The sequence below is a fragment of the Marinilactibacillus sp. 15R genome, assembly GCF_001895285.1.
In the GTDB taxonomy this organism is placed as follows: domain Bacteria; phylum Bacillota; class Bacilli; order Lactobacillales; family Carnobacteriaceae_A; genus Marinilactibacillus; species Marinilactibacillus piezotolerans.
On the sequence record NZ_CP017761.1, the window covers coordinates 2,467,250 to 2,487,533 of the forward strand.

General features: G+C 35.9%; 12 protein-coding genes and 1 other annotated feature. Of the genes, 3 read left to right on the forward strand and 9 right to left on the reverse strand.

Going from position 1 to position 20,284, the window contains the following annotated elements:
• Positions 1-9 precede the first annotated feature (9 nt).
• From BKP56_RS12090 to BKP56_RS14170, 4 genes are all read right to left on the reverse strand, one after another.
• Positions 10-1,683 (reverse strand): putative polysaccharide biosynthesis protein, encoded by a 1,674-nt coding sequence (locus BKP56_RS12090; protein ID WP_072695391.1) that lies wholly within the window; start codon positions 1,681-1,683, stop codon positions 10-12.
• A gap of 212 nt (positions 1,684-1,895) precedes the next feature.
• A complete protein-coding gene (locus BKP56_RS12095; protein WP_232226886.1) occupies positions 1,896-3,668 on the reverse strand; it encodes an ABC transporter ATP-binding protein in 1,773 nt (590 codons plus the stop codon).
• Positions 3,669-3,904: 236 nt separating this feature from the next.
• A complete protein-coding gene (leuS, locus tag BKP56_RS12100; RefSeq protein WP_072695392.1) occupies positions 3,905-6,325 on the reverse strand; it encodes a leucine--tRNA ligase in 2,421 nt (806 codons plus the stop codon).
• 77 nt (positions 6,326-6,402) lie between these two features.
• Positions 6,403-6,626: a binding site (T-box leader), on the reverse strand.
• Positions 6,627-6,779: 153 nt separating this feature from the next.
• On the reverse strand, positions 6,780-10,199 hold the full coding sequence (locus tag BKP56_RS14170) for a muramidase family protein (protein WP_083540570.1): 3,420 nt from the start codon (positions 10,197-10,199) through the stop codon (positions 6,780-6,782).
• Positions 10,200-10,487: 288 nt separating this feature from the next.
• Between BKP56_RS14170 and BKP56_RS12165 the strand changes: the two genes are divergently transcribed.
• A complete protein-coding gene (locus BKP56_RS12165; RefSeq protein ID WP_335629001.1) occupies positions 10,488-11,048 on the forward strand; it encodes a class I SAM-dependent methyltransferase in 561 nt (186 codons plus the stop codon).
• Positions 11,049-11,107: 59 nt separating this feature from the next.
• On the opposite strand, the gene BKP56_RS12170 is transcribed toward BKP56_RS12165, so the two are convergent.
• From BKP56_RS12170 to BKP56_RS12190, 5 genes are all read right to left on the reverse strand, one after another.
• Positions 11,108-12,064 carry an ABC transporter permease gene (locus BKP56_RS12170; protein WP_072695396.1) on the reverse strand — a complete coding sequence of 319 codons (957 nt, stop codon included), beginning with the start codon at positions 12,062-12,064 and terminating at the stop codon, positions 11,108-11,110.
• The gene (locus BKP56_RS12175; RefSeq protein ID WP_425434168.1) at positions 12,061-13,149 is read right to left on the reverse strand and encodes an ABC transporter permease; all 1,089 of its coding nucleotides are present in this window, start codon (positions 13,147-13,149) and stop codon (positions 12,061-12,063) included. The genes BKP56_RS12170 and BKP56_RS12175 overlap by 4 nt, the downstream gene beginning before the upstream one ends.
• The gene (locus tag BKP56_RS12180) at positions 13,133-14,707 is read right to left on the reverse strand and encodes an ABC transporter ATP-binding protein (protein ID WP_072696174.1); all 1,575 of its coding nucleotides are present in this window, start codon (positions 14,705-14,707) and stop codon (positions 13,133-13,135) included. Before BKP56_RS12180 ends, BKP56_RS12175 begins: the two co-directional genes overlap by 17 nt.
• Positions 14,708-14,965: 258 nt before the next feature.
• The gene (locus BKP56_RS12185) at positions 14,966-16,036 is read right to left on the reverse strand and encodes a BMP family lipoprotein (protein WP_072695400.1); all 1,071 of its coding nucleotides are present in this window, start codon (positions 16,034-16,036) and stop codon (positions 14,966-14,968) included.
• Positions 16,037-16,360: 324 nt separating this feature from the next.
• Positions 16,361-18,697 carry an FtsK/SpoIIIE family DNA translocase gene (locus BKP56_RS12190; RefSeq protein ID WP_072695402.1) on the reverse strand — a complete coding sequence of 779 codons (2,337 nt, stop codon included), beginning with the start codon at positions 18,695-18,697 and terminating at the stop codon, positions 16,361-16,363.
• A gap of 176 nt (positions 18,698-18,873) precedes the next feature.
• On the opposite strand from BKP56_RS12190, the gene BKP56_RS12195 reads away from it, so the two are divergent.
• The gene (locus tag BKP56_RS12195; RefSeq protein ID WP_083540571.1) at positions 18,874-19,245 is read left to right on the forward strand and encodes an acylphosphatase; all 372 of its coding nucleotides are present in this window, start codon (positions 18,874-18,876) and stop codon (positions 19,243-19,245) included.
• A gap of 75 nt (positions 19,246-19,320) precedes the next feature.
• Positions 19,321-20,277 (forward strand): membrane protein insertase YidC, encoded by a 957-nt coding sequence (gene yidC / locus BKP56_RS12200; protein WP_232226887.1) that lies wholly within the window; start codon positions 19,321-19,323, stop codon positions 20,275-20,277.
• The last annotated feature ends 7 nt before the right edge of the window (positions 20,278-20,284 follow it).

Sequence of the window (20,284 nt, forward strand, 5' to 3'; positions counted from 1 at the left end):
CTCAAAAGTTTATTTTATTCTTAGTTTATTTCTTACTCTAGCAGCTTGTGCTCCTAGTAAACGATCCGCTAACCGTGTTTTCAGTACAAGATAACCATAAACTATTATTCCTACAAAAGCTAGAATAGGCAAAGACAATCCTGCTTGGATTTTACTATCATAATTTAAAAACATTTCTGTTCCTTCTCTAGCAATAACGGTGACAGCTCCCATAATTAATGAAAGGATAAAAATAAGCATTGATCGACGAAACAGTAAACTAGCAGAATAGTTAGTTGCTTTGTGCATAATTCTCATCATTAACCAGCAGGTTATTCCGAATCCTATAATAGTTGAATAGAGCATGCCATATGCACCAAAGCCTAAAAACCCTACAAATAAAGGCTGGGTAATCAACTTAGCTATAAGCCCAATAATCAATGCTCTGATAGCCGGTCTTGTTTGTCCAGCAGCCTGCAGCATATTTCCTAAGACTGCATATAAAGCAATAAAAATACTCATATAAGCAGAAACTTGTGTAACAGCAGTTCCTAACTCGTTCGGCTTAAAGAAAACATTGTATAGTGGTTCAGCTACTGCTGCCATCCCTACTGCTGCAGGAAACATAACAAAAAACAAAAGCTGAACCCCTTTTGAAAATTGTCTACTTACTTCTTTAATATCTCTTTTAGCCATCAATGTACTAATTAGCGGAACTGTAGTAATTGATAGAGCTGTACCGAATGAAGTTAATATCATAATTAGTTTATGTGCATTTGCTTGAGTAATTCCGTAGGTTTCTTCAATTGCATCTTTACTCATGGTTGACAACCACTCCATAATCGGAGCATAAGTAATTTGATCAATCATCTGAAAGATTGTAATGCCCGTAGCAATAACGATGAAGGGTATTGACGTCTTGATGATCCCTTTTAACAGTGCATTGGAAGAAACGGTTACTTTTCCAGCACTTTCTTCGGCGCTATAATCAAATGCTGTATCTAATCTTTTGATTTTCCAAGCAAGATAGGCTATCGAAAAGATTGCACCTACAAAGGCGGCAAAAGTAGAATACGATACTGCCGTAACCATTCCTTCGCCTTCACCTAACAATACCTGAGTTATGATGTAAGCAGAAGCTAACATAAAGATAATTCGTGCAAACTGTTCAATCATTTGAGAAATTGCTGGCGCAGCCATTGTATTATGTCCTTGAATAAATCCTCGAGTCACACTTTGTGAAGGTATAATCAACAAAGCAGGGACCAAAGCTCTCATAACGATTACTGCATCATCAGCACTTGCTGATGGACTAGTCTTTGCCAGCAGAGGTGCAAGTAAATAAAAGGCAATCGCCGATACAACACCTGTAAATGCCATTAATTTCAAGCCTTGTTTATAAATTGATTTAGAGACTTCATATTCTCCAATCGCATTATAATGACTGATCTGCTTTGAAATAGCTGAAGGTACACCTGCTGTAGCTAGTGCCAAGAAAAAAGCATACGGTGTATAGCCGATTTGAAATAAAGCATTGGCAGCATTGGCCTCGCTTCCCATCCAAGCCATCCAGGGAATAATATATATAATCCCTAAAACTCTAGAAACCATGCTTCCTGCTGTCATCCAAGCTGATCCACTAACCAATTGCTGATCGTGAGTCATTTCCTTTTTTATTGTATTCGGAGTGGACTGATTATCCATTGTAGATTGAACCTTCTTTCAATAAGTCGAGAATAATTTATTTTATAAAAATCATAGTCTTACTTTTACATAGAAAAAGGAGCAGCCACGCGCTCCTTTTCCAATTAGGTTCTATTTTACTGTTTTAATGTATCCGTTGCAATCTCGTTTACAAAGAATAAAGCAATTTATTGAAAATTTAAGTTTTTAGACAGTTTTTAAAGGAAGCTGACTTAATTCAATTGCTGTTTTGCAAACAAGCCGTACATAGGATGTGTACTCAACAGCTCCTCGTGGGTTCCGATACCAGTAATCTCGCCATTGTCGATAAATAAGATTTTATTTGCATCTATAATTGTGCTCAATCGATGAGCAATCACAAATGTAGTACGCCCTTCCATTAATTTATTCAATGCTTGTGATACTATTCGTTCTGACTGGCTGTCAAGACTGGCAGTTGCTTCATCCATCATCAAGATCTTAGGATTTCTTAAAAAGGCTCTGGCAATATTGATTCGCTGTCTTTGTCCTCCAGATAGTTTGATGCCGCGTTCTCCGATCCTTTCATCTAGACCATCAGGAAAAGATTCAATAAAACCTTTTGCATATGCCATCTCGGCAACTTTCCATAGTTCATCGTCAGAAATCTTAGTATCTTTCGGAAGTCCGTAACATAAATTTTCTCTAATTGTTCCCGACATCATGGCATTTTCTTGTGATACATAACCGATTTGTCTTCTCCAAGAAGCAATAGAGATATCTTGAACAGGAATAGTACCCGCAATGATCTGCCCAGATTTTGGTTCATAAAATCTTTCGATTAATGCAAATAAAGTAGTTTTGCCTCCACCACTAGGGCCGGCAAAAGCAATTTTTTCTCCTGGATTCGTAGTAAACTGAATATTTTTCAGTATTGGATTACCTTCCGTATATTCAAATGAAACATTTTCAAAATGAAGAGGTAGATTAGTAATATCTACTTCTTCCCCTACTTCTGTAGGCTCTTCTTCTTCATCAAGAATATCAATAATTCGATTCGTTGCTCCTGCTGCTTTTTGTATCTGCATGAAAAAGTTCATGAACGTAACTGCGGGGAAAATCACTTGAAATAAGTAAAGCAAGAAGGCCACTAGAGATCCCGTCGACATTACGCCTTGAGCCACGCGATATCCTCCGTATCCAATGACTAATACAATAATTCCCATCATTAAAGTATACATTAATGGCGCAATCAAAGACATATATCTAGCTTCTTTTAACCCAATCTTGTATAAGCGATTGATTCCTCTCTTACCTTTTTCTTTTTCATACGGTTCAGCTGTAGAAGATTTCATCAGTCTCGCTTCAGAGATTGTCTGTTGGATTTTGCCCGAAAACACGGCTGTCTCATCTTGCATTTCTTTTGAAATCAAAGCAATTTTGTTTCCTAGCGGTTTAACCAGTATCGTAACTAGAGGTATCGCTATCAGCATAACTAGCGTCATTTGCCAATCCATAAAAATCAGTATAAAAAATACACCAATAACCGTGATGACTCCTGTAATAAACTGCGGGAAAAAAGAAGTAATCAGATTCTGAACAATAATCGTATCATTTGTTATCCGACTAACTACCTCTCCAGAAGCATACTGGTCAAAGAACTTGACTGGTAATCTTGTAACTTTTTTCCACAAAAACGATCTTAATCCTGCAATAACCTGGTGCCCTACTTTATGTAAAATAAAATTGGACATTGCATCTAATAAAACTTGTATGACAAATACTCCCACAATACCGGCTATCATCCGAGGAGTAAAAAAATCTAATTCGATTCCATCTATAAAACGCTGAGTTACTAGTGGAATCATTAACTGCGTAGCTGTAGTCAAAATACTTCCTAATAAACCGATGAGTAATAATGACTTAGACAAATCAGTCGACCAGATCAATCGAATAAACTTTTTAAGATCATGTTTATTTAATTTTTTTTGTACGATCAGTTCGTTACTCATAAAATCGCGTTGCATGTAAGTTTCTCCTCTATTTAGATTGCTTGCTAATCTAACTTAAATTCTATAAACACAGTGCATTAATATTTTATCAAACAATCGGAAAGGTTGCACTGTTTATTTAAATGATCAGACTTTAGACTGAGAAGTATTATTTAAGAGACAATCAAAAATATAAAATAATCGGCACACCGTATTTCATAAAAAGGAGACATAAAACGTAATGTCCTATGTCTCCTTGTATTATGCTTTATTTAATTAGGAGCAACAATATTGACTAACTTGCCGGGAACCACAATTACTTTACGAATTGTTTTTCCTTCCAGATGTTCTTTGATATTTTCATTTTCCATAGCCATCTGTTGGAGTTCTTCTTTTGAAATATTTTTTGAAGCTATCGCTTTTCCACGAATTTTTCCATTTACCTGGAAAACTACTTCCACTTCATCTGTTACTAATTTTGTTTCATCGTAAGTTGGCCATGGTTCATAAGAGATGCTCTCACCTGTTTGGCTGACACGACTCCAAAGTTCTTCTCCAACATGAGGTGCAATTGGTGCTAGCATTTTCAAGAATCCCTTGATATAGTCGACTGGCAGACCTTCTGCTTTATATGCCGCATTTACAAAAACCATCAGCTGGGAAATACCTGTATTAAACTGCAGATTTGCAAAATCTTGCGTAACTTTTTTGACCGTTTGATTATATACAATATCTAATTCTCCATTATTTATCGTTGTAATTCGGTCTCTCAAACGATCTTCTTCATCAATCAGCAGTCTCCAGACACGATCCAGAAACTTACGTGAACCTTCAAGCCCGTCCGTACTCCAAGCAATGGCAGCATCAAGCGGACCCATGAACATCTCATAAACTCTCAATGTATCTGCTCCAAATTCTTCCACAACATCGTCAGGATTTACGACATTTCCTTTTGATTTAGACATTTTTTCATTATTTTCACCTAGAATCATCCCTTGGTTATATAGGCGTTCAAATGGCTCTTTGGTTGGAACAATACCTAAATCGTATAAAAATTTGTGCCAGAAACGAGCATATAACAAATGAAGCACAGCATGTTCTGCTCCACCGATATATAGATCTACTGGTAGCCATTTTTTTAGTTTTTCTGAATCAGCTATTTGTTCTGGATTTTCAGGATCAATAAATCTCAAGAAATACCAAGAGCTCCCTGCCCATTGCGGCATTGTATTCGTATCTCTTTTACCTTTTTTCCCAGTTTGGGGATCGGTTACATTGACCCATTCTTCTATAACGGCTAATGGTGATTCACCTGTTCCAGATGGCTTGATTTCATCTGTCTTAGGCAATTCAATTGGTAAATCTGCTTCTGGGACAGTAGTTGTTGTGCCATCTTCCCAATGAATCACTGGAATTGGTTCACCCCAATATCTTTGGCGAGCAAATAACCAGTCTCTTAATCGATAGGTTGTTTTTCTCTCTCCAACCTGCTTCTCTTCGAGATAATCTATTATTTTACTGATCGCTTCTTCTTTATTTAACCCATCCAAAAAATCAGAATGAATGTGTGGTCCATCTTCTGTGAAAGCAGCTTCTTTTACATCTCCACCTTCTAGTACAGAAATAATTTCTAAATCATATTTTTTTGCAAATTCCCAATCTCGTTCATCATGGGCTGGAACTGCCATAATTGCACCAGTACCATAAGATGCTAGCACATAATCAGCTATCCATATCGGTATTTCTTTTCCGTTTATTGGATTAATTGCATATGCACCAGTGAATACTCCTGTTTTATCTTTATTTAAATCTGTTCGTTCCAAATCAGATTTAACACTTACTTCTTTTATATAAGTTTTGACAGCTTCTTTTTGATCTTCTGAGGTAATTTGATCAATCAATTCAGATTCTGGTGCCAACACTGCATATGTCGCTCCGAATAGCGTATCAGGACGAGTTGTGAATACAGTAAAATCTAGATCTGTATCTTTAATTGAGAATATAACATTTGCACCTTCAGATTTTCCGATCCAGTTTCTCTGCATATCTTTTATATGTTCCGGCCAGTCAACCTCTTCTAAGTCTTCAAGCAAACGATCTGCGTAAGCAGTAATTTTAAGCATCCACTGCTTCATTGGTTTACGATATACAGGATGTCCTCCGCGTTCAGATTTCCCGTCGATCACTTCTTCATTTGCTAGTACTGTTCCTAATGCCGGGCACCAGTTAACTGGTACTTCCGCCTCATACGCTAATCCTTTTTCATATAGCTTTATAAATATCCACTGAGTCCATTTATAATAGTCGGGATCAGTAGTATTGATTTCTCGTTCCCAGTCATAACTAAATCCCAAAGAATTGATCTGACGCTTAAAAGTCTGAATATTTTTTTCTGTGAATTCTGCCGGGTCATTACCTGTATCCAAGGCATACTGCTCTGCAGGCAAACCAAAAGCGTCCCAGCCCATTGGATGAAGTACATTATAGCCCTGAGCACGTTTCATACGGGAAATAATGTCTGTTGCAGTATATCCTTCCGGATGCCCTACATGCAGCCCTTGTCCAGATGGATACGGAAACATATCTAATGCATAGAAATTTTCTTTATTATCATCTTCTGTTGTTTTAAATGTTTGATTGCTTGACCAGAAGTCTTGCCATTTTTTTTCAATTGATTTGTGATTGAATGACATCTTGTTCTCTCCTTTTAAAACTATTTTATTAATATTCATAAATCAAAAAAACCCTATAAACCATACTATTGTATAGCTCATAGGGCGTTATTTATCGCGGTACCACCTAAGTTCATTGTCCTTGATAAAAGGACAATCTTAAATCTTTAACGCAGATCTACGGTTTAAGTTAGTAGAATCAAAAGATCATTTCACTTAAACGACTTCCAGGCGAGTTCTGTTTCTTTCATACGTATTTTCACCACACATACGCTCTCTATTAATGAAAGGCCAACATACTATTCCTGTTCAGAGTCTTTTATTTAATAAATAGTCACTAAAAATTTTATTTATTGAAAAATCATTTATTAGTAATCATCTTACCAAAACACTTACACTGCCGCAATAGTTTTCGTAAATTACTGAAATCAAAAAAAAGCTTTGACAGTTGTTTATTCTGTCAAAGCTTTAAAAATTAAATACTTAGTATTTGATCTATATAAATAAGATCAGATGACAATTGATTTTTATCTTTTAACTGTTGAACTGTTAGATTGAATTTAAGGGCAATACCAGAAAGAGTATCTCCGCTGACAACAAGGTAACTTCCTTTATCAGAATTTTCTTTTCCTGATTCTGCATTGACGATTAATACTTGACCGACGTAAATCATATCACTTTTTAATTGGTTCCACTCTTTAAGTTGTGAAACTGAAGTATCATATTTTTTAGCTAAGCCTGACAAAGTATCTCCTGACTTCACTTTATACTCTCCGCTTTGCGAAGATGTTTCTTCAGTTATTTTTGTGTTAGAACTACTTGAAGAACTTTGAGTCTTTCCAGCAACGACCAATTTCTGATTGACAAATATCAGGTCACTTTTCAGATTGTTCAATGACTTGATTGAAGAAACGGTTGTATTGTATTTCTTCGCAATAGATGTCAATGTATCTCCACTGACTACTGTATAACTAGTTGAAGATGTGTCTGGTTTTGCATCTGTATTTGTATCAGTTGACCCACTGCTTGATGAACCGTTTATAGTTAACTTCTGATTGACAAATATCAGATCACTTTTCAGATTGTTCAATGACTTGATTGAAGAAACGTTTGTATTGTATTTCTTCGCAATAGAAGTTAATGTATCTCCACTGACTACTGTATAACTAGTTGAAGATGTTTCTGGTTTTGCATCTGTATTTGTATCAGTTGACCCACTGCTTGATGAACCGTTTATAGTTAACTTCTGATTGACAAATATCAGATCACTCTTCAGATTGTTCAATGACTTGATTGAAGAAACGGTTGTATTGTATTTCTTCGCAATAGAAGTTAATGTATCTCCACTGACTACTGTATAACTAGTTGAAGATGTTTCTGGTTTTGTCTCTGTATTTGTATTTGTTGAACCATTATTTGTTGAACCTTTTATAGTTAATTTCTGATTGACAAATATCAGATCACTCTTCAGATTGTTCAATGACTTGATTGAAGAAACGGTTGTATTGTATTTCTTCGCAATAGATGTCAATGTATCTCCACTGACTACTGTATAACTAGTTGAAGATGTGTCTGGTTTTGCATCTGTATTTGTATCAGTTGACCCACTGCTTGATGAACCGTTTATAGTTAACTTCTGATTGACAAATATCAGATCACTTTTCAGATTGTTCAATGACTTGATTGAAGAAACGTTTGTATTGTATTTCTTCGCAATAGAAGTTAATGTATCTCCACTGACTACTGTATAACTAGTTGAAGATGTTTCTGGTTTTGCATCTGTATTTGTATCAGTTGACCCACTGCTTGATGAACCGTTTATAGTTAACTTCTGATTGACAAATATCAGATCACTCTTCAGATTGTTCAATGACTTGATTGAAGAAACGGTTGTATTGTATTTCTTCGCAATAGAAGTTAATGTATCTCCACTGACTACTGTATAACTAGTTTTACTCGTTTCTTGATCACTATCATCTGATGTATCTGGCTGAGAGGTATTAGCATCCCCGCTAACCGGAATAATGAGTTTTTGATTTACAAGAATTAAATCACTTTTTAGATTATTTGCTGTTTTAATTGCTGAAACTGTCGTTCCATATTTTCTTGCTATAGAGGTCAATGTGTCTCCACTAACTACTGTATAAGAATTTCCATTCGTATTATTTCCAGTTGATGGAGAGGTTTCTGGATCAGTAGGGGTTTCTGAACTATTTCCACCACTATTATTGCCTGTATTCCCTGTACTATCATATTGAGTCAAGTTATACATTTCGATTATACTATTCAACTTACTTGCGTAGGTAGGATCTGTTGCATATCTTCCCTGCAGCCAAGCTGTGGCATCTTTATAAGAAGTAGTGTTCTCAATCCAAGCACCAGAATAATAAGAATTATCCCAACTTGTCCCGCTTCTGATAAGACTTGCATTATCTTGTAGTGATTCAGCGTAACTTGGATACTTTTTAAAGTAATCTGTAATGGTAATCCAGCCAGTACTTTGGTAATATTCTTGTGTTTTCATAGCTACAGATTGTCCATTGTAACTACCTTTGATACCAAAAAGATTATAATTTGGTGGTGCAGCTAATTGACTTTTCCCATATCCAGATTCCAGACTTGCTTGAGCAATCATGACAGATGCGTATATTCCATTTTCTTTAGCTACCTGTTGTGCATAAGAAGCAATTTGTTTAATAAAATCGCTTGAAGACTGTGTTTGATTCAAATTCGCTGTTGACGAAGTCGAAGAAGTTACTGAACTAACAGCTGCTTGATTAATAGCTAATTTCTGACCAACTTTAATTACATTGGCATTAGATAATTTATTTAGAGAAACAAGACTGCTAACCGATGTATTATAAGTCTTGGCAATTTTAGTTAAAGTATCACCAGATTTGACAGTATATATAATTGCTTTTTCTTCTGTTTTTGTTGCTACTTTTTCTTCAGCTTTAGTTTCGACTTCAGTCTCAACTTTTGTTTGAGCTTTTATCTGTACTTCAGGTTCAGACTCAGTTTCTACTTTTACTTCAGGTTCAGACTCAACTGTTACTTCTTCTTTCACTTCTGTTTCTAACTGTTTGGACGCTTGTGTAGATTCTACATTTGCAGGCTCTGCAAAGTCTTCTTCATTAGATTCAACTTCTTTTACTGTTGAATCAGTATTTTGAATATCTTCTGAAACATTCTCAGATTCTTCAGGAATTATAGATTCGGAAGTTTCATTTATATTGCTTTTTTGAAGAAGGTCACCACTTTCAACAAGCTCTTCGTTTTGAAGATCCGCTTCGCTTTCTTCTGCATTATCCACATCAGCGTCATCTAAAGCTATTTCATCAGTATCTGTTGAAATAGCTTCATCTTCTACACTTTCACCATTTTCTCCTAATTCTTCTGTTGAAGTAGAATCTTTCAGAATTTCTTCGCTATCCTGAGAGGTAGTAGTTTCATTTTTTTCAGTTTCTTCTAGTTGATAAGTAAGTAAAGTTTCAAATACAGTATTTAGATCATTAACAGATAAGTTCTCAACGTCAAGTTGTACTAAAAGACTTTCGCCTCCAACTTTTTCAATCATGTTAATGAGTTGGGCTTTTACAAATTCTAATTCTTCTTTTTCGGAGTTTGTCAGTTCGACTTCTTTAGGGGCTTCATCACTTGCAACTTCATCACTTGTTGTAGGCTGTTCTTTGACAGCAGCTTGTAATTCGTTATACTGATTATATAATTCTTGTACTTCGTCTCTATTCAAGTCCATTTCTTCGGCTTGTACTGCTTCGCTGAATGCTGAAACCGCAACGACACTAGCTAATACACTTGAAGACATCGCGAGCTTCATTGAGCGTTTTCTGGTACTTTTTTTGTAAAAAGATAACATATCATTTGGTTTTCTCATATAATTATACCCCTCTCAAAAACAAGTTCTCTAAAGTTACTTTGTCCATTTATTATACAATTAGTAAGAGCTAAAAGGAACCTAATTGTAAGGTTTTTATTAAATGTCATTAACTTGTAACAGTAGATAAAGCGAACACTCCTTATAGTTTTTGAATATGTTTTTTTAAAAAAAGAATTACCTTCCCTAACAGCTTTAATTTAAGCTAATATTGTTACATATTAAAAATCAAGTTGGGGAACAATATATGAACACATCATTTTAACAGAAAGGATTTTAATTATGCTTATGACTCCTTTACGGTATTGTCACCATCTACTATCTCAATTAATCTCAACTGGTGATACAGTAATAGATGCCACAGTAGGAAATGGAAAAGATACAATAAAATTAGCTCAATTAGTTGGAAAGACTGGAAAGGTTTATGGATTCGATATCCAAACAGCGGCAATTGAAGAAACAAAAAAAAAGGCCCAATTGACAGGTTTAACTGAACAAATTGAACTGATTGCTGATGGTCACGAAAATTTTAAAAAATACCTGCCCCACAATATTCAAGTCCAAGCACTGGTCTTTAATTTAGGTTATTTACCCAGAGGAGATAAATCAATTATTACTTTACCTGCTACAACTTTATCTGCTTTAGAGCAAGGCCTTGATTTATTGAATGTAGGAGGTCAGATATTAATGATGATTTATTATGGACATGAAGGTGGTCCAGAAGAAAAAGACGCTGTGCTCTCTTATATTAAAACCTTACCTCAAGAAAATTTTTCCGTTCTTCAATATGGATTTATCAATCAAAAGAATACCCCTCCCTTTCTAATTGCTATTGAAAAAAGAAAATAAAAATAGAGAGCTGTTTCCAAGTAGAAGACAGCTCTCTATATTGTACTTTATAATTACTTTTATCTCGATTTAATGTAAGTAACTCCAAGTTTTGCTGGAGATTCTGCTCTACCAATTACTCCAACTAACACTAAAATTGTTAATAGATATGGCATGACTAATAACCATATTGAAGGAATATCTTGGATGATCGGGATATACGTACCGATACGTGCTAAACTTTGTGCAAACCCAAAGAATATTGCCGCACCCATAACCCCTAACGGATTCCACTTACCAAATATCATTGCTGCCATTGCGATAAATCCTTGTCCGGCAATCGTTAAAATACCAAATTCATTAGAGATCGCTTGAGCTTGAATAGCTCCGCCCATACCTCCAAGTAATCCAGAAATTAATACTCCAGAATATTTCATTGCATATACTTTGATCCCAAGTGTTTCAGCAGCATGTGGATGTTCACCAACAGAACGTAAACGTAGTCCGAAACGTGTTTTAAATAAGACAAACCATGCAATAACGGCTAATACAATTCCAAAATAAGCTGGTCCAGAAGTATTTTCGAAGAAAATTGGTCCAATAATCGGTATACGATCTAATAAGAAAATACTGGTTCTTCCAAATGACTCAGGCAATGGCCCTGTTTGTGCAGCTCCGAATATCGCCCTCGTTAAAAACACACCAATAGCTGGTGCTGCAAGATTGATAACTGTTCCTGAAATAATATGATCTGCTCTTAAATTGATTGTTGCAACAGCATGGATAATTGAAAATAAAATACCGATAAAGCCTCCGGCAATCAGCCCCATCCACGGAGTCCAACCACCAAATGCCGAAGCAAACTGGATATTAAAAACTGCGGACATAAATGCACCCATAACCATAATACCTTCTAGCCCAATATTAACTACACCACTACGTTCAGAAAATGTCCCGCCTAATGCAGTCAAGATCAAAGGAGCTGCATAGATCAATGAGCTGGATACAATCAACTGAATAATATCTAATGCGTTCATACGTCTCCTCCTTTTGTTGAACTTGCCGCTTCTTTTTTAGCGGTTCTTTTATCTACAAAATAGCGAATAATATAATTTGCTCCTACAAAAAAGATAATTGCTGAAGTAACAATATCTGCCATCTCATCTGGAACACCTGCACGGTTAGGCATAAATCCAGCTCCGATGTCTAATACTCCGAATAAAATAGAAGAAAAGAAAATACCGATTGGATTACTTAATCCTAGTAAAGCTACCGCAATCCCATTGAATCCAATATCTGGTAGTCCACCTTGAGTAAAGATATTTCCAAATGTACCAAGACCGTGGATTGCTCCGCCTAATCCTGCTAAACCTCCGCTTAAAAACATTGAAAGAATGATATTTTTTTCTGCACTCATTCCTGCATAAGTCGAAGCATATGGATTTAATCCCACAGCTCTAATTTCAAATCCGGCTGTAGTGCGAGTCATAAAAATCCAATAAAGGATAACGACCACAATCGCTAAGAAAAATCCTAAGTTTAACCGAGAACTTTGAGTTAAAGTAGAAAGCCATCCTATACTCAAACTTGCATTTTCTCCAACAGATTCAGTTGTATTTCCTGATTCAGAAAGAACATCTCTAATTAAAAAGTTTGTAATCTGTAATGCTGTATAGTTCAGCATGATTGTCACAATAACTTCACTAGTTCCAAAGTATGCCCGTAAAACGCCTGCAATTGAAGCCCATAAAGCTCCAACGAGTATACCGACACCTATACTAAGTGTAACGAGTATAATTCTAGGTAAATCTGGGAAAGCTAGTGCAAACCATATTGCACTGACCCATCCAGCTAAAGCTTGGCCAGCAATACCAATATTAAAAAATCCTGCTTTAAATGCCAATGCGAAACCTAAACCAGTAAAAGTTAGTGCAGTAGCTTGTCTTAAAGCTTCTCCAATAAAATAGGGACTTGCAAAAACACCAGATATCATTGCATCATAAGCTATAATAGGATTATAGCCGAATGCAATCATTAAAATTGCTCCGAATATAAACCCAAACACTATAGATAAACCTGGCACAAGTAAACTATTCAGCCATTTTTTATGTTGTCGAATCAACTGCATCTTTCTCCTTTCCTTTTTCATCGGACTTTTTCTTAGCTTCAGCAAGGGGAACCCCGGCCATTAATAATCCAAGTTCTGATTCATTTGTTTCATCAGCATTAACAATAGCAATTATCTTGCCATCGTACATAACTGCTATTCTGTCTGACACGTTCATTACTTCATCTAATTCATAGCTCATCAATAATACTGCTTTCCCATTATCTCTTAATTCTATTAAGCGTTTATGAATATATTCGATGGCTCCAACATCTAACCCACGAGTTGGTTGAGCAGCAATTAATAATGCAGGATCTCGATCAACTTCTCTAGCAATGATTGCTTTTTGCTGATTTCCTCCAGATAACGAAGCAGCCGTATGTTCTTCACTAATAGTCCTTACGTCAAACTCTTCAATCAGGCGCTTAGCATGCATTTTTATTTCTTTATAATTTAAAAATCCATGATTACTGAATGGTTTTTGGTAATAAGTTTGAAGTGAAATATTTTCTTCTAAAGTCATAGGTAGAATTAAACCATATTTCTGACGATCCTCAGGGATATGTCCAAGACCTACTTCTGTGATTTTTCTAGGCTTTTTGTTTGTTATATCTGTACCTGCAAGTTGTATACTGCCTGCACTGACTTTTGTCAATCCAGTTATAGCTTGAATCAATTCTGACTGACCATTACCATCAACACCGGCAATTCCTAAAACTTCTCCAGCTCTAACTTCCAAATTGACACTTTTTACTGCATCGTATCCTCGAGTTTCTTTCACAATCAGATTATCAATTTTCAGTACTGTCTCTTTTGGATTAGAAGGTTTTTTCTCAACTTTGAATGTTACTGAGCGGCCTACCATCATATCAGCTAATTCTTGTTGGGATGTATCTGCTACATCTACTGTATCAATACTTTTACCTCTTCGAATAACTGTACAGCGATCTGCAACTTGTTTAATTTCATCTAATTTATGAGTAATGAGAATAATTGATTTACCTTCACTGACCAGCTGTTTCATAATACTCATCAATTCTTCAATCTCTTGAGGAGTTAATACACCAGTTGGCTCATCAAAAATTAAAATGTTGGCACCTCGGTATAATGTTTTTAAAATTTCTACACGCTGCTGCATACCAACAGTAATATTTTCAACTTTAGCACTTGGTTCAACCTTAAGCCCATAATGATCAGATAATTCTTTAATCTCTTTTTCAGCACTCTTTTTATCGATATATCCAAATTTACTTTTTTCTCTACCTAACATAATGTTCTCTGTAACTGTAAATTTGTCTACCAGCATAAAATGTTGGTGAACCATCCCAATTCCCAGCTCATTCGCTACATCTGGAGATGATATTTTCACGTTATTTCCATTGACTTTAATTTCACCGGAAGTCGGTTCTAAAAGCCCTGACAAAATATTCATCAAAGTAGATTTACCTGCACCATTTTCTCCTAATAATGCATGAATTTCGCCTTTATTTAACTCTAAATGAATATTATCATTTGCTTTGAAAGTCCCGAACTCTTTTGTTATTCCATTCATTTCGATAACAGATTGTGACATCGGCAAAAGAAGCCCTCCTTATTAGATTAGTATTTAATTAATGAAACTCATAGAATCTCTGTCTTATTATCCATTATAGATCTAAAGTATTCAAGGTTCCTTGAAAAATTAAACGAAAATTTCTTGATAAGTTACTATTACCGTAAAAAAAGTTCATAATTACCTTTCTTCTTCAAAATAGATTAGGTATAAAAAAGCGCTAGTCGAGTGACCAGCGCCCTTTATTATGTTTGAATATTCTTCTTATACTGTTTAGTTTTACTCAGCTTCTGGAGCTTCAGGTACTTCAATTTCACCATCAAGAATTTGTTGTCTTGCTTCTTCAACAGCTGCCCAAGCATCTTCTGACATATTACCTTCAGTGATACCAACACCATCTTCAGCTAAACCGTAGACAAGATTCTCTCCACCAGGGAATCCTTCTTCCATTGCTTGATTAGAAGCTAATTGAATAGCAGTTCCTACACCTTTAAGTGAAGAAGTCAATGTCAAGTTACCATCAGCATATTCACCAAGTTCTTCTTGGTCCCGGTCTACTCCGATTACCCATAATTGATTTTCTGAACCAGATTCCATACGATCAGTTGCTTCTGTAAATACTCCATTACCAACTGCACCTGATGCGTGATAGATGACATCTGCACCTGAACTATACATTCCGGCAGCAATTTGTTGTCCTATAGCTGCATCAGAGAATGACTCAGCATATTGAATATCAATTTCAATTTCAGGATCTACAGATTCTACACCCGCTACAAATCCTGCCTCGAATTTATCAATTACAGGACCAGCGATTCCGCCAATAAATCCAACTTTATCTGTTTCAGTAGTGTGTGCTGCTGCAACACCGACTAAATAAGCTGCTTCGTTATCGCGGAAGTTCAATGATACTACATTATCTTTTTCAACAACTGCATCTACAATACCGAAATGTTGATCCGGGTTAGCGTCAGCTACTTGTGTAACAGCATCTGACAATTGGAACCCTACTCCATAAATGATATCATATTGATCTTGGATAGCTTGATTCAAGTTAGGAACAAAGTCTGCTGCATCATCTGATTGATAATATTTTACAGCACTGTCATCAACTCCATGTTCTTCTGCCCATGCCTGCATACCTTCCCAACCTGACTGATTAAACGAACGGTCATCTACTCCGCCTTCATCTGTAACCATACCCAGTTTAAAATCTGCAGTTTCTTCTGTATCAGTATCGTTTGAATCTCCGGCACCCTCTGATGAATCGCCCGCGTTTTCTCCCTGGCATGCAGCAAGTAAAAATGCAGATGCTCCAATTGCAAAAAGATTTCTTAATTTAGTCGTCATTACTAAATTCCTCCAATTAAAGTTGTATGTAGATTTGCTATTGAATAGAGACAAGCATATTATTTTTTATTAATAATGGCATTCTACTCAGTTCGCAAAATCTTTTATATCTCGAACTAATAGTACCATTTTTGTAAAGAAAAATAAAGTTAAAATACGATTATTAAATGTGTATTGTTGTCAGATTGTTCATTTGAAACCGCTATATAACAATACATTCACTATATGCGTCTATTTTTATTCTTAAATTGACATTTTTTGTACAAAAAAACCGACTGAATACTTTATCATTCAGTCGAGTCTTTACCTTATATTTACATTACGCTATTGTTCGGAAGAGTCTTTTGGTTGACTCGGTTCAAGTTCAGCTTGGACTAAAACTTCACGCGGTTTTGATCCTTCAGAAGGACCCACGATTCCTCTTAATTCCATTTCGTCAACTATTCTTGCCGCTCTATTATATCCAATTCTAAATCTTCTCTGTAACAACGAGATACTAGCTGTCTGCATATCCACAACTAAAGCAACGGCTTCATCATAGAGTTCATCTTCTGCTTCACCTTGTTCAGTTTTCGGTTCATCTTTTGGAATCATTTCTTCAACATAATTCGCTTCTTGCTGTTCTTTTACAAACTTCACGACTGCTTCAACTTCTTCATCAGAGATAAAAGCACCTTGAACACGGTTCGGTTTATTTTCACCCATTGGCTGGAACAGCATGTCTCCTCTACCAAGAAGTTTCTCTGCTCCATTACCATCCAGTATAGTTCTAGAATCAGTCCCGCTGGATACGGCAAAAGCAATCCGGGAAGGGACATTCGCTTTTATTATCCCAGTAATAACATCGACACTTGGTCTTTGAGTAGCTAAAATCATATGAATCCCTGCTGCACGTGCCATTTGCGCTAGACGAGTAATTGCATCTTCTACATCATTTGATGCTACCATCATTAAGTCTGCTAATTCATCTACAATAACTACAATATAAGGAAGAGGGAGCAAAGCTTCTTCTTTTTTTTCATTTTTCTTTTTAATGAACTGATTATATCCTGCCATGTTTCTAGTTCCACTAGCAGCAAATAATTCGTATCTTCTTTCCATCTCTTGAACAACTTTATGCAAAGCCTGAGCTGCTTTTTTCGGATTAGTTACAACTGGTGTCAATAAATGGGGAATACCATTATAGACATTCAATTCGACCATTTTCGGATCAATCATCATCAATTTTACTTCATTTGGCTTAGCCTTTAACAACAAACTCGTGATGATTCCGTTTATCGCTACAGATTTACCGGATCCTGTTGCACCAGCTACCAGTAAGTGAGGCATTTTAGCAAGATCTGCCATTGCTACATTACCACCAATATCTCTACCAAGCGGCACTTCGAGTAATTGATCTTTATTTTTGATTTGACCTTCAATTACATCTCTGAAAGAAACCATGCTTACTTCTGAATTTGGTACTTCTATCCCAATCAGTGCTTTACCAGGAATTGGTGCTTCCATTCTAATGTCCTTAGCAGCTAAAGCAAGTGCAATATCATCTGTCAAACCAACAATTTTGCTGACTTTAACACCTGTTGCGGGCTGTATCTCATATTTTGTAACAGCAGGACCTAGATTTGCTTTTGTAACGGTTGCTTTAACACCAAAACTTTCAAATGTTTCTTCTAATTTTTTAACATTTTCTTGAATAAGTGAATATTCATATGACTGATCGACTGCTTCACGTTGATTCAAGAGTGATATCGGAGGCATTTTATATTGCTCATTTTCTTCTTCTCCGATTTCGAAATCGACCGTTCCCTCATCAGACTGTGCCTGTTCTTCATTTTCATTTCTTTCGACATTTTTCTGTTGAAAGCCTTCAATTTTCAATGCCATCTGTCCTGTTGGTGTATCCTCTACTTCTTCTTGATCTGTTTTTCCATCAGCAGCAGATTCTTCTAGATCATCACTAGCAGGCATTTCAGTATTGACAGTGTCTTTATTTACACTTTTTTTCTTAATACTTTTAGATTTTTCTTTATTTACTTTTCGTTTATTCTGACTTTCTTTAAACAAGGTAATCTTAGCTTTAATAAAGTTCTTTATGTTTCGTCCACCGATGCGAAACTTTTCTAATAAATTTTTATAGGAAAACTGGAAAAATGTCATAATTCCTATAAAAGTTAAGACTGCCATCATCAAATAGGTTCCGACTGAAGAAAATAAAAAATAACTGATTGCATATAGTACTGCACCTATCATACCTCCACCGATATTCTGTCCAATTGCAATACTTTTAAACTGCGGGATGTACATCCTCCAAGTTGCATTAATAATATTGACATCAGCACTCATTATGGGAGAAAACAACTGAGCATGCTGCCAGACTATTAGAGCGCAAAACACAAGAAAGCTACCAATCCATTTAGGATTTTTAAGGCTAGGACGATTTCCTTTAATCAATAAATAAATTCCAATTATAACCATTGCAACAGATGCCATTATGTAGGTCTCTCCAACAAAGAAACGCAAAATATTTGCAAAAAAACGACCGACAAATCCGAATTGACCGATTGCCAGGAAATTGATTACAAGCAGGATCACTCCTATTAATTCTGTTGATACTGTTGCTTTTTTCTTTTTAGGTCTACCTCTTTTACGTGCTCGAGCCATTCTAATTAACTCCTTAAGTTGATTTCATTCTTGATTATTATAACATGAAACAAAGAGGTGCGAAAGTTTGTTCTGCCTATCCTTATTCATTATACAGCACACTTCATTACTTTTGACGTTTCAGTTCGTTTACCTGTAAACTAAGTATATCTAAAAAAGCTTAAGGAGGAAGAAAAATGGGATCAATTTTTGATGGTTTTTTAAAAAAAAGGCAAAAAAATGCCGAAGCTGCTGAGGTTGAATACATTAACGAAAGAGATGAAAACCTTGATAAAGTTAAAGTGTCTGTTAAAATCTACGGAACTGTACAAGGTGTAGGTTTTCGTTTCACTACTAAACAGACAGCCGATGAGATTGGAGTGACAGGAATTGTCAGAAATGAAAACGATGGGTCAGTTTATTCAGAAGCCGTAGGAACCCCTGAACAAATTGATCAATTTATTGAAGCCTTGAGTAAAGGACCAAGCCCAGCAGCTCAAGTTGACAAGGTTGTAGTCAAATTTGATAAAAACATTGAAGAAAAATCGAATTTTTCTCAGTCTAATTGAATTATTCAGCTTTATAAGGTATAGTGAGAATTGGCGTTTTAGCACCTCACTAACTAATCAAAGGATTGAATTAAATTGAAAACTAGAACAAAAAAATGGATACTTTCCGGCGGAATGTTATCTTTAATGTTATTCATGGCTGGTTGTATTCGTATTGATGACTCTGGCAAACCTGCTGGATCAATCTCTCAATTCTTATATGACTATCTGGTATTACCTACTCAGCAGTTTATTGAATTGTTACATGGTATATTCGGCAGTTATGGTTTAGCCATTATTGCTATTACTATTATCGTAAGGATATTGATTTTACCCCTAAGTATTCGTCAACAACGAGCTACTATGGAACAACAAGTTAAGATGTCCGTCATAAAACCAGCGGCTGATGAGATTCAAGCTGAATTGAAATCAGTAACTGATCCCAAGGAAAAACAAGAACTGAACGCTGAATTAATGTCACTTTATCGAGAAAACAATGTCAATATGCTGGGCGGTCTCGGATGCTTACCTTTACTCATTCAGATGCCAGTCTTTACAGCGATGTTCCAAGCCATCAGGATGTCTGAAAGTATTCAAAATGCTTCTTTTCTTGGGATAGGATTAGGCGAGCGTAGTATATTACTTGCTCTCGCAACCGGGGCTGTCTACTATATCCAGTCAAGAGTCATGCTTTTAGGGATGCCTGAAGATCAAAGAAAACAGTCTAACACTATGATGCTAATGAATCCGATCATGCTGTTGTTCATATCCTTCTCAAGCCCTGCTGGTTTAACACTCTATTGGCTCGTCGGTGGTTTCGTAGCCATCGCGCAATCTGTAATTACAACTTTTTATTACAAGCCTAAAGTTCAAGCAGAATTGAAAGAAAAACATGGTGAAGTACAAGTAGTAGAACGCAAACGTAAACCACGTAAAGAAGCAGAAAAAGTAGTAGATAATAGTCAAAATGCTTCTTCATCAAACCGAAATAAGAAAAACGCAAGTCCATTTGAAAGTAAAAATAAAAGAAATCAAGGCAAACAAAAGAGATGACAAATAA

Excerpts from the sequence above, each read along its gene's own strand:
- BKP56_RS12090 (WP_072695391.1), bottom strand. The coding sequence starts at position 1,683 with ATGGATAATCAGTCCACTCCGAATACAATAAAAAAGGAAATGACTCAC.
- BKP56_RS12095 (WP_232226886.1), bottom strand. The coding sequence starts at position 3,668 with ATGCAACGCGATTTTATGAGTAACGAACTGATCGTACAAAAAAAATTA.
- leuS (WP_072695392.1), bottom strand. The coding sequence starts at position 6,325 with ATGTCATTCAATCACAAATCAATTGAAAAAAAATGGCAAGACTTCTGG.
- BKP56_RS14170 (WP_083540570.1), bottom strand. The coding sequence starts at position 10,199 with ATGAGAAAACCAAATGATATGTTATCTTTTTACAAAAAAAGTACCAGA.
- BKP56_RS12165 (WP_335629001.1), top strand. The coding sequence starts at position 10,488 with ATGACTCCTTTACGGTATTGTCACCATCTACTATCTCAATTAATCTCA.
- BKP56_RS12170 (WP_072695396.1), bottom strand. The coding sequence starts at position 12,064 with ATGAACGCATTAGATATTATTCAGTTGATTGTATCCAGCTCATTGATC.
- BKP56_RS12180 (WP_072696174.1), bottom strand. The coding sequence starts at position 14,707 with ATGTCACAATCTGTTATCGAAATGAATGGAATAACAAAAGAGTTCGGG.
- BKP56_RS12185 (WP_072695400.1), bottom strand. The coding sequence starts at position 16,036 with ATGACGACTAAATTAAGAAATCTTTTTGCAATTGGAGCATCTGCATTT.
- BKP56_RS12190 (WP_072695402.1), bottom strand. The coding sequence starts at position 18,697 with ATGGCTCGAGCACGTAAAAGAGGTAGACCTAAAAAGAAAAAAGCAACA.
- BKP56_RS12195 (WP_083540571.1), top strand. The coding sequence starts at position 18,874 with ATGGGATCAATTTTTGATGGTTTTTTAAAAAAAAGGCAAAAAAATGCC.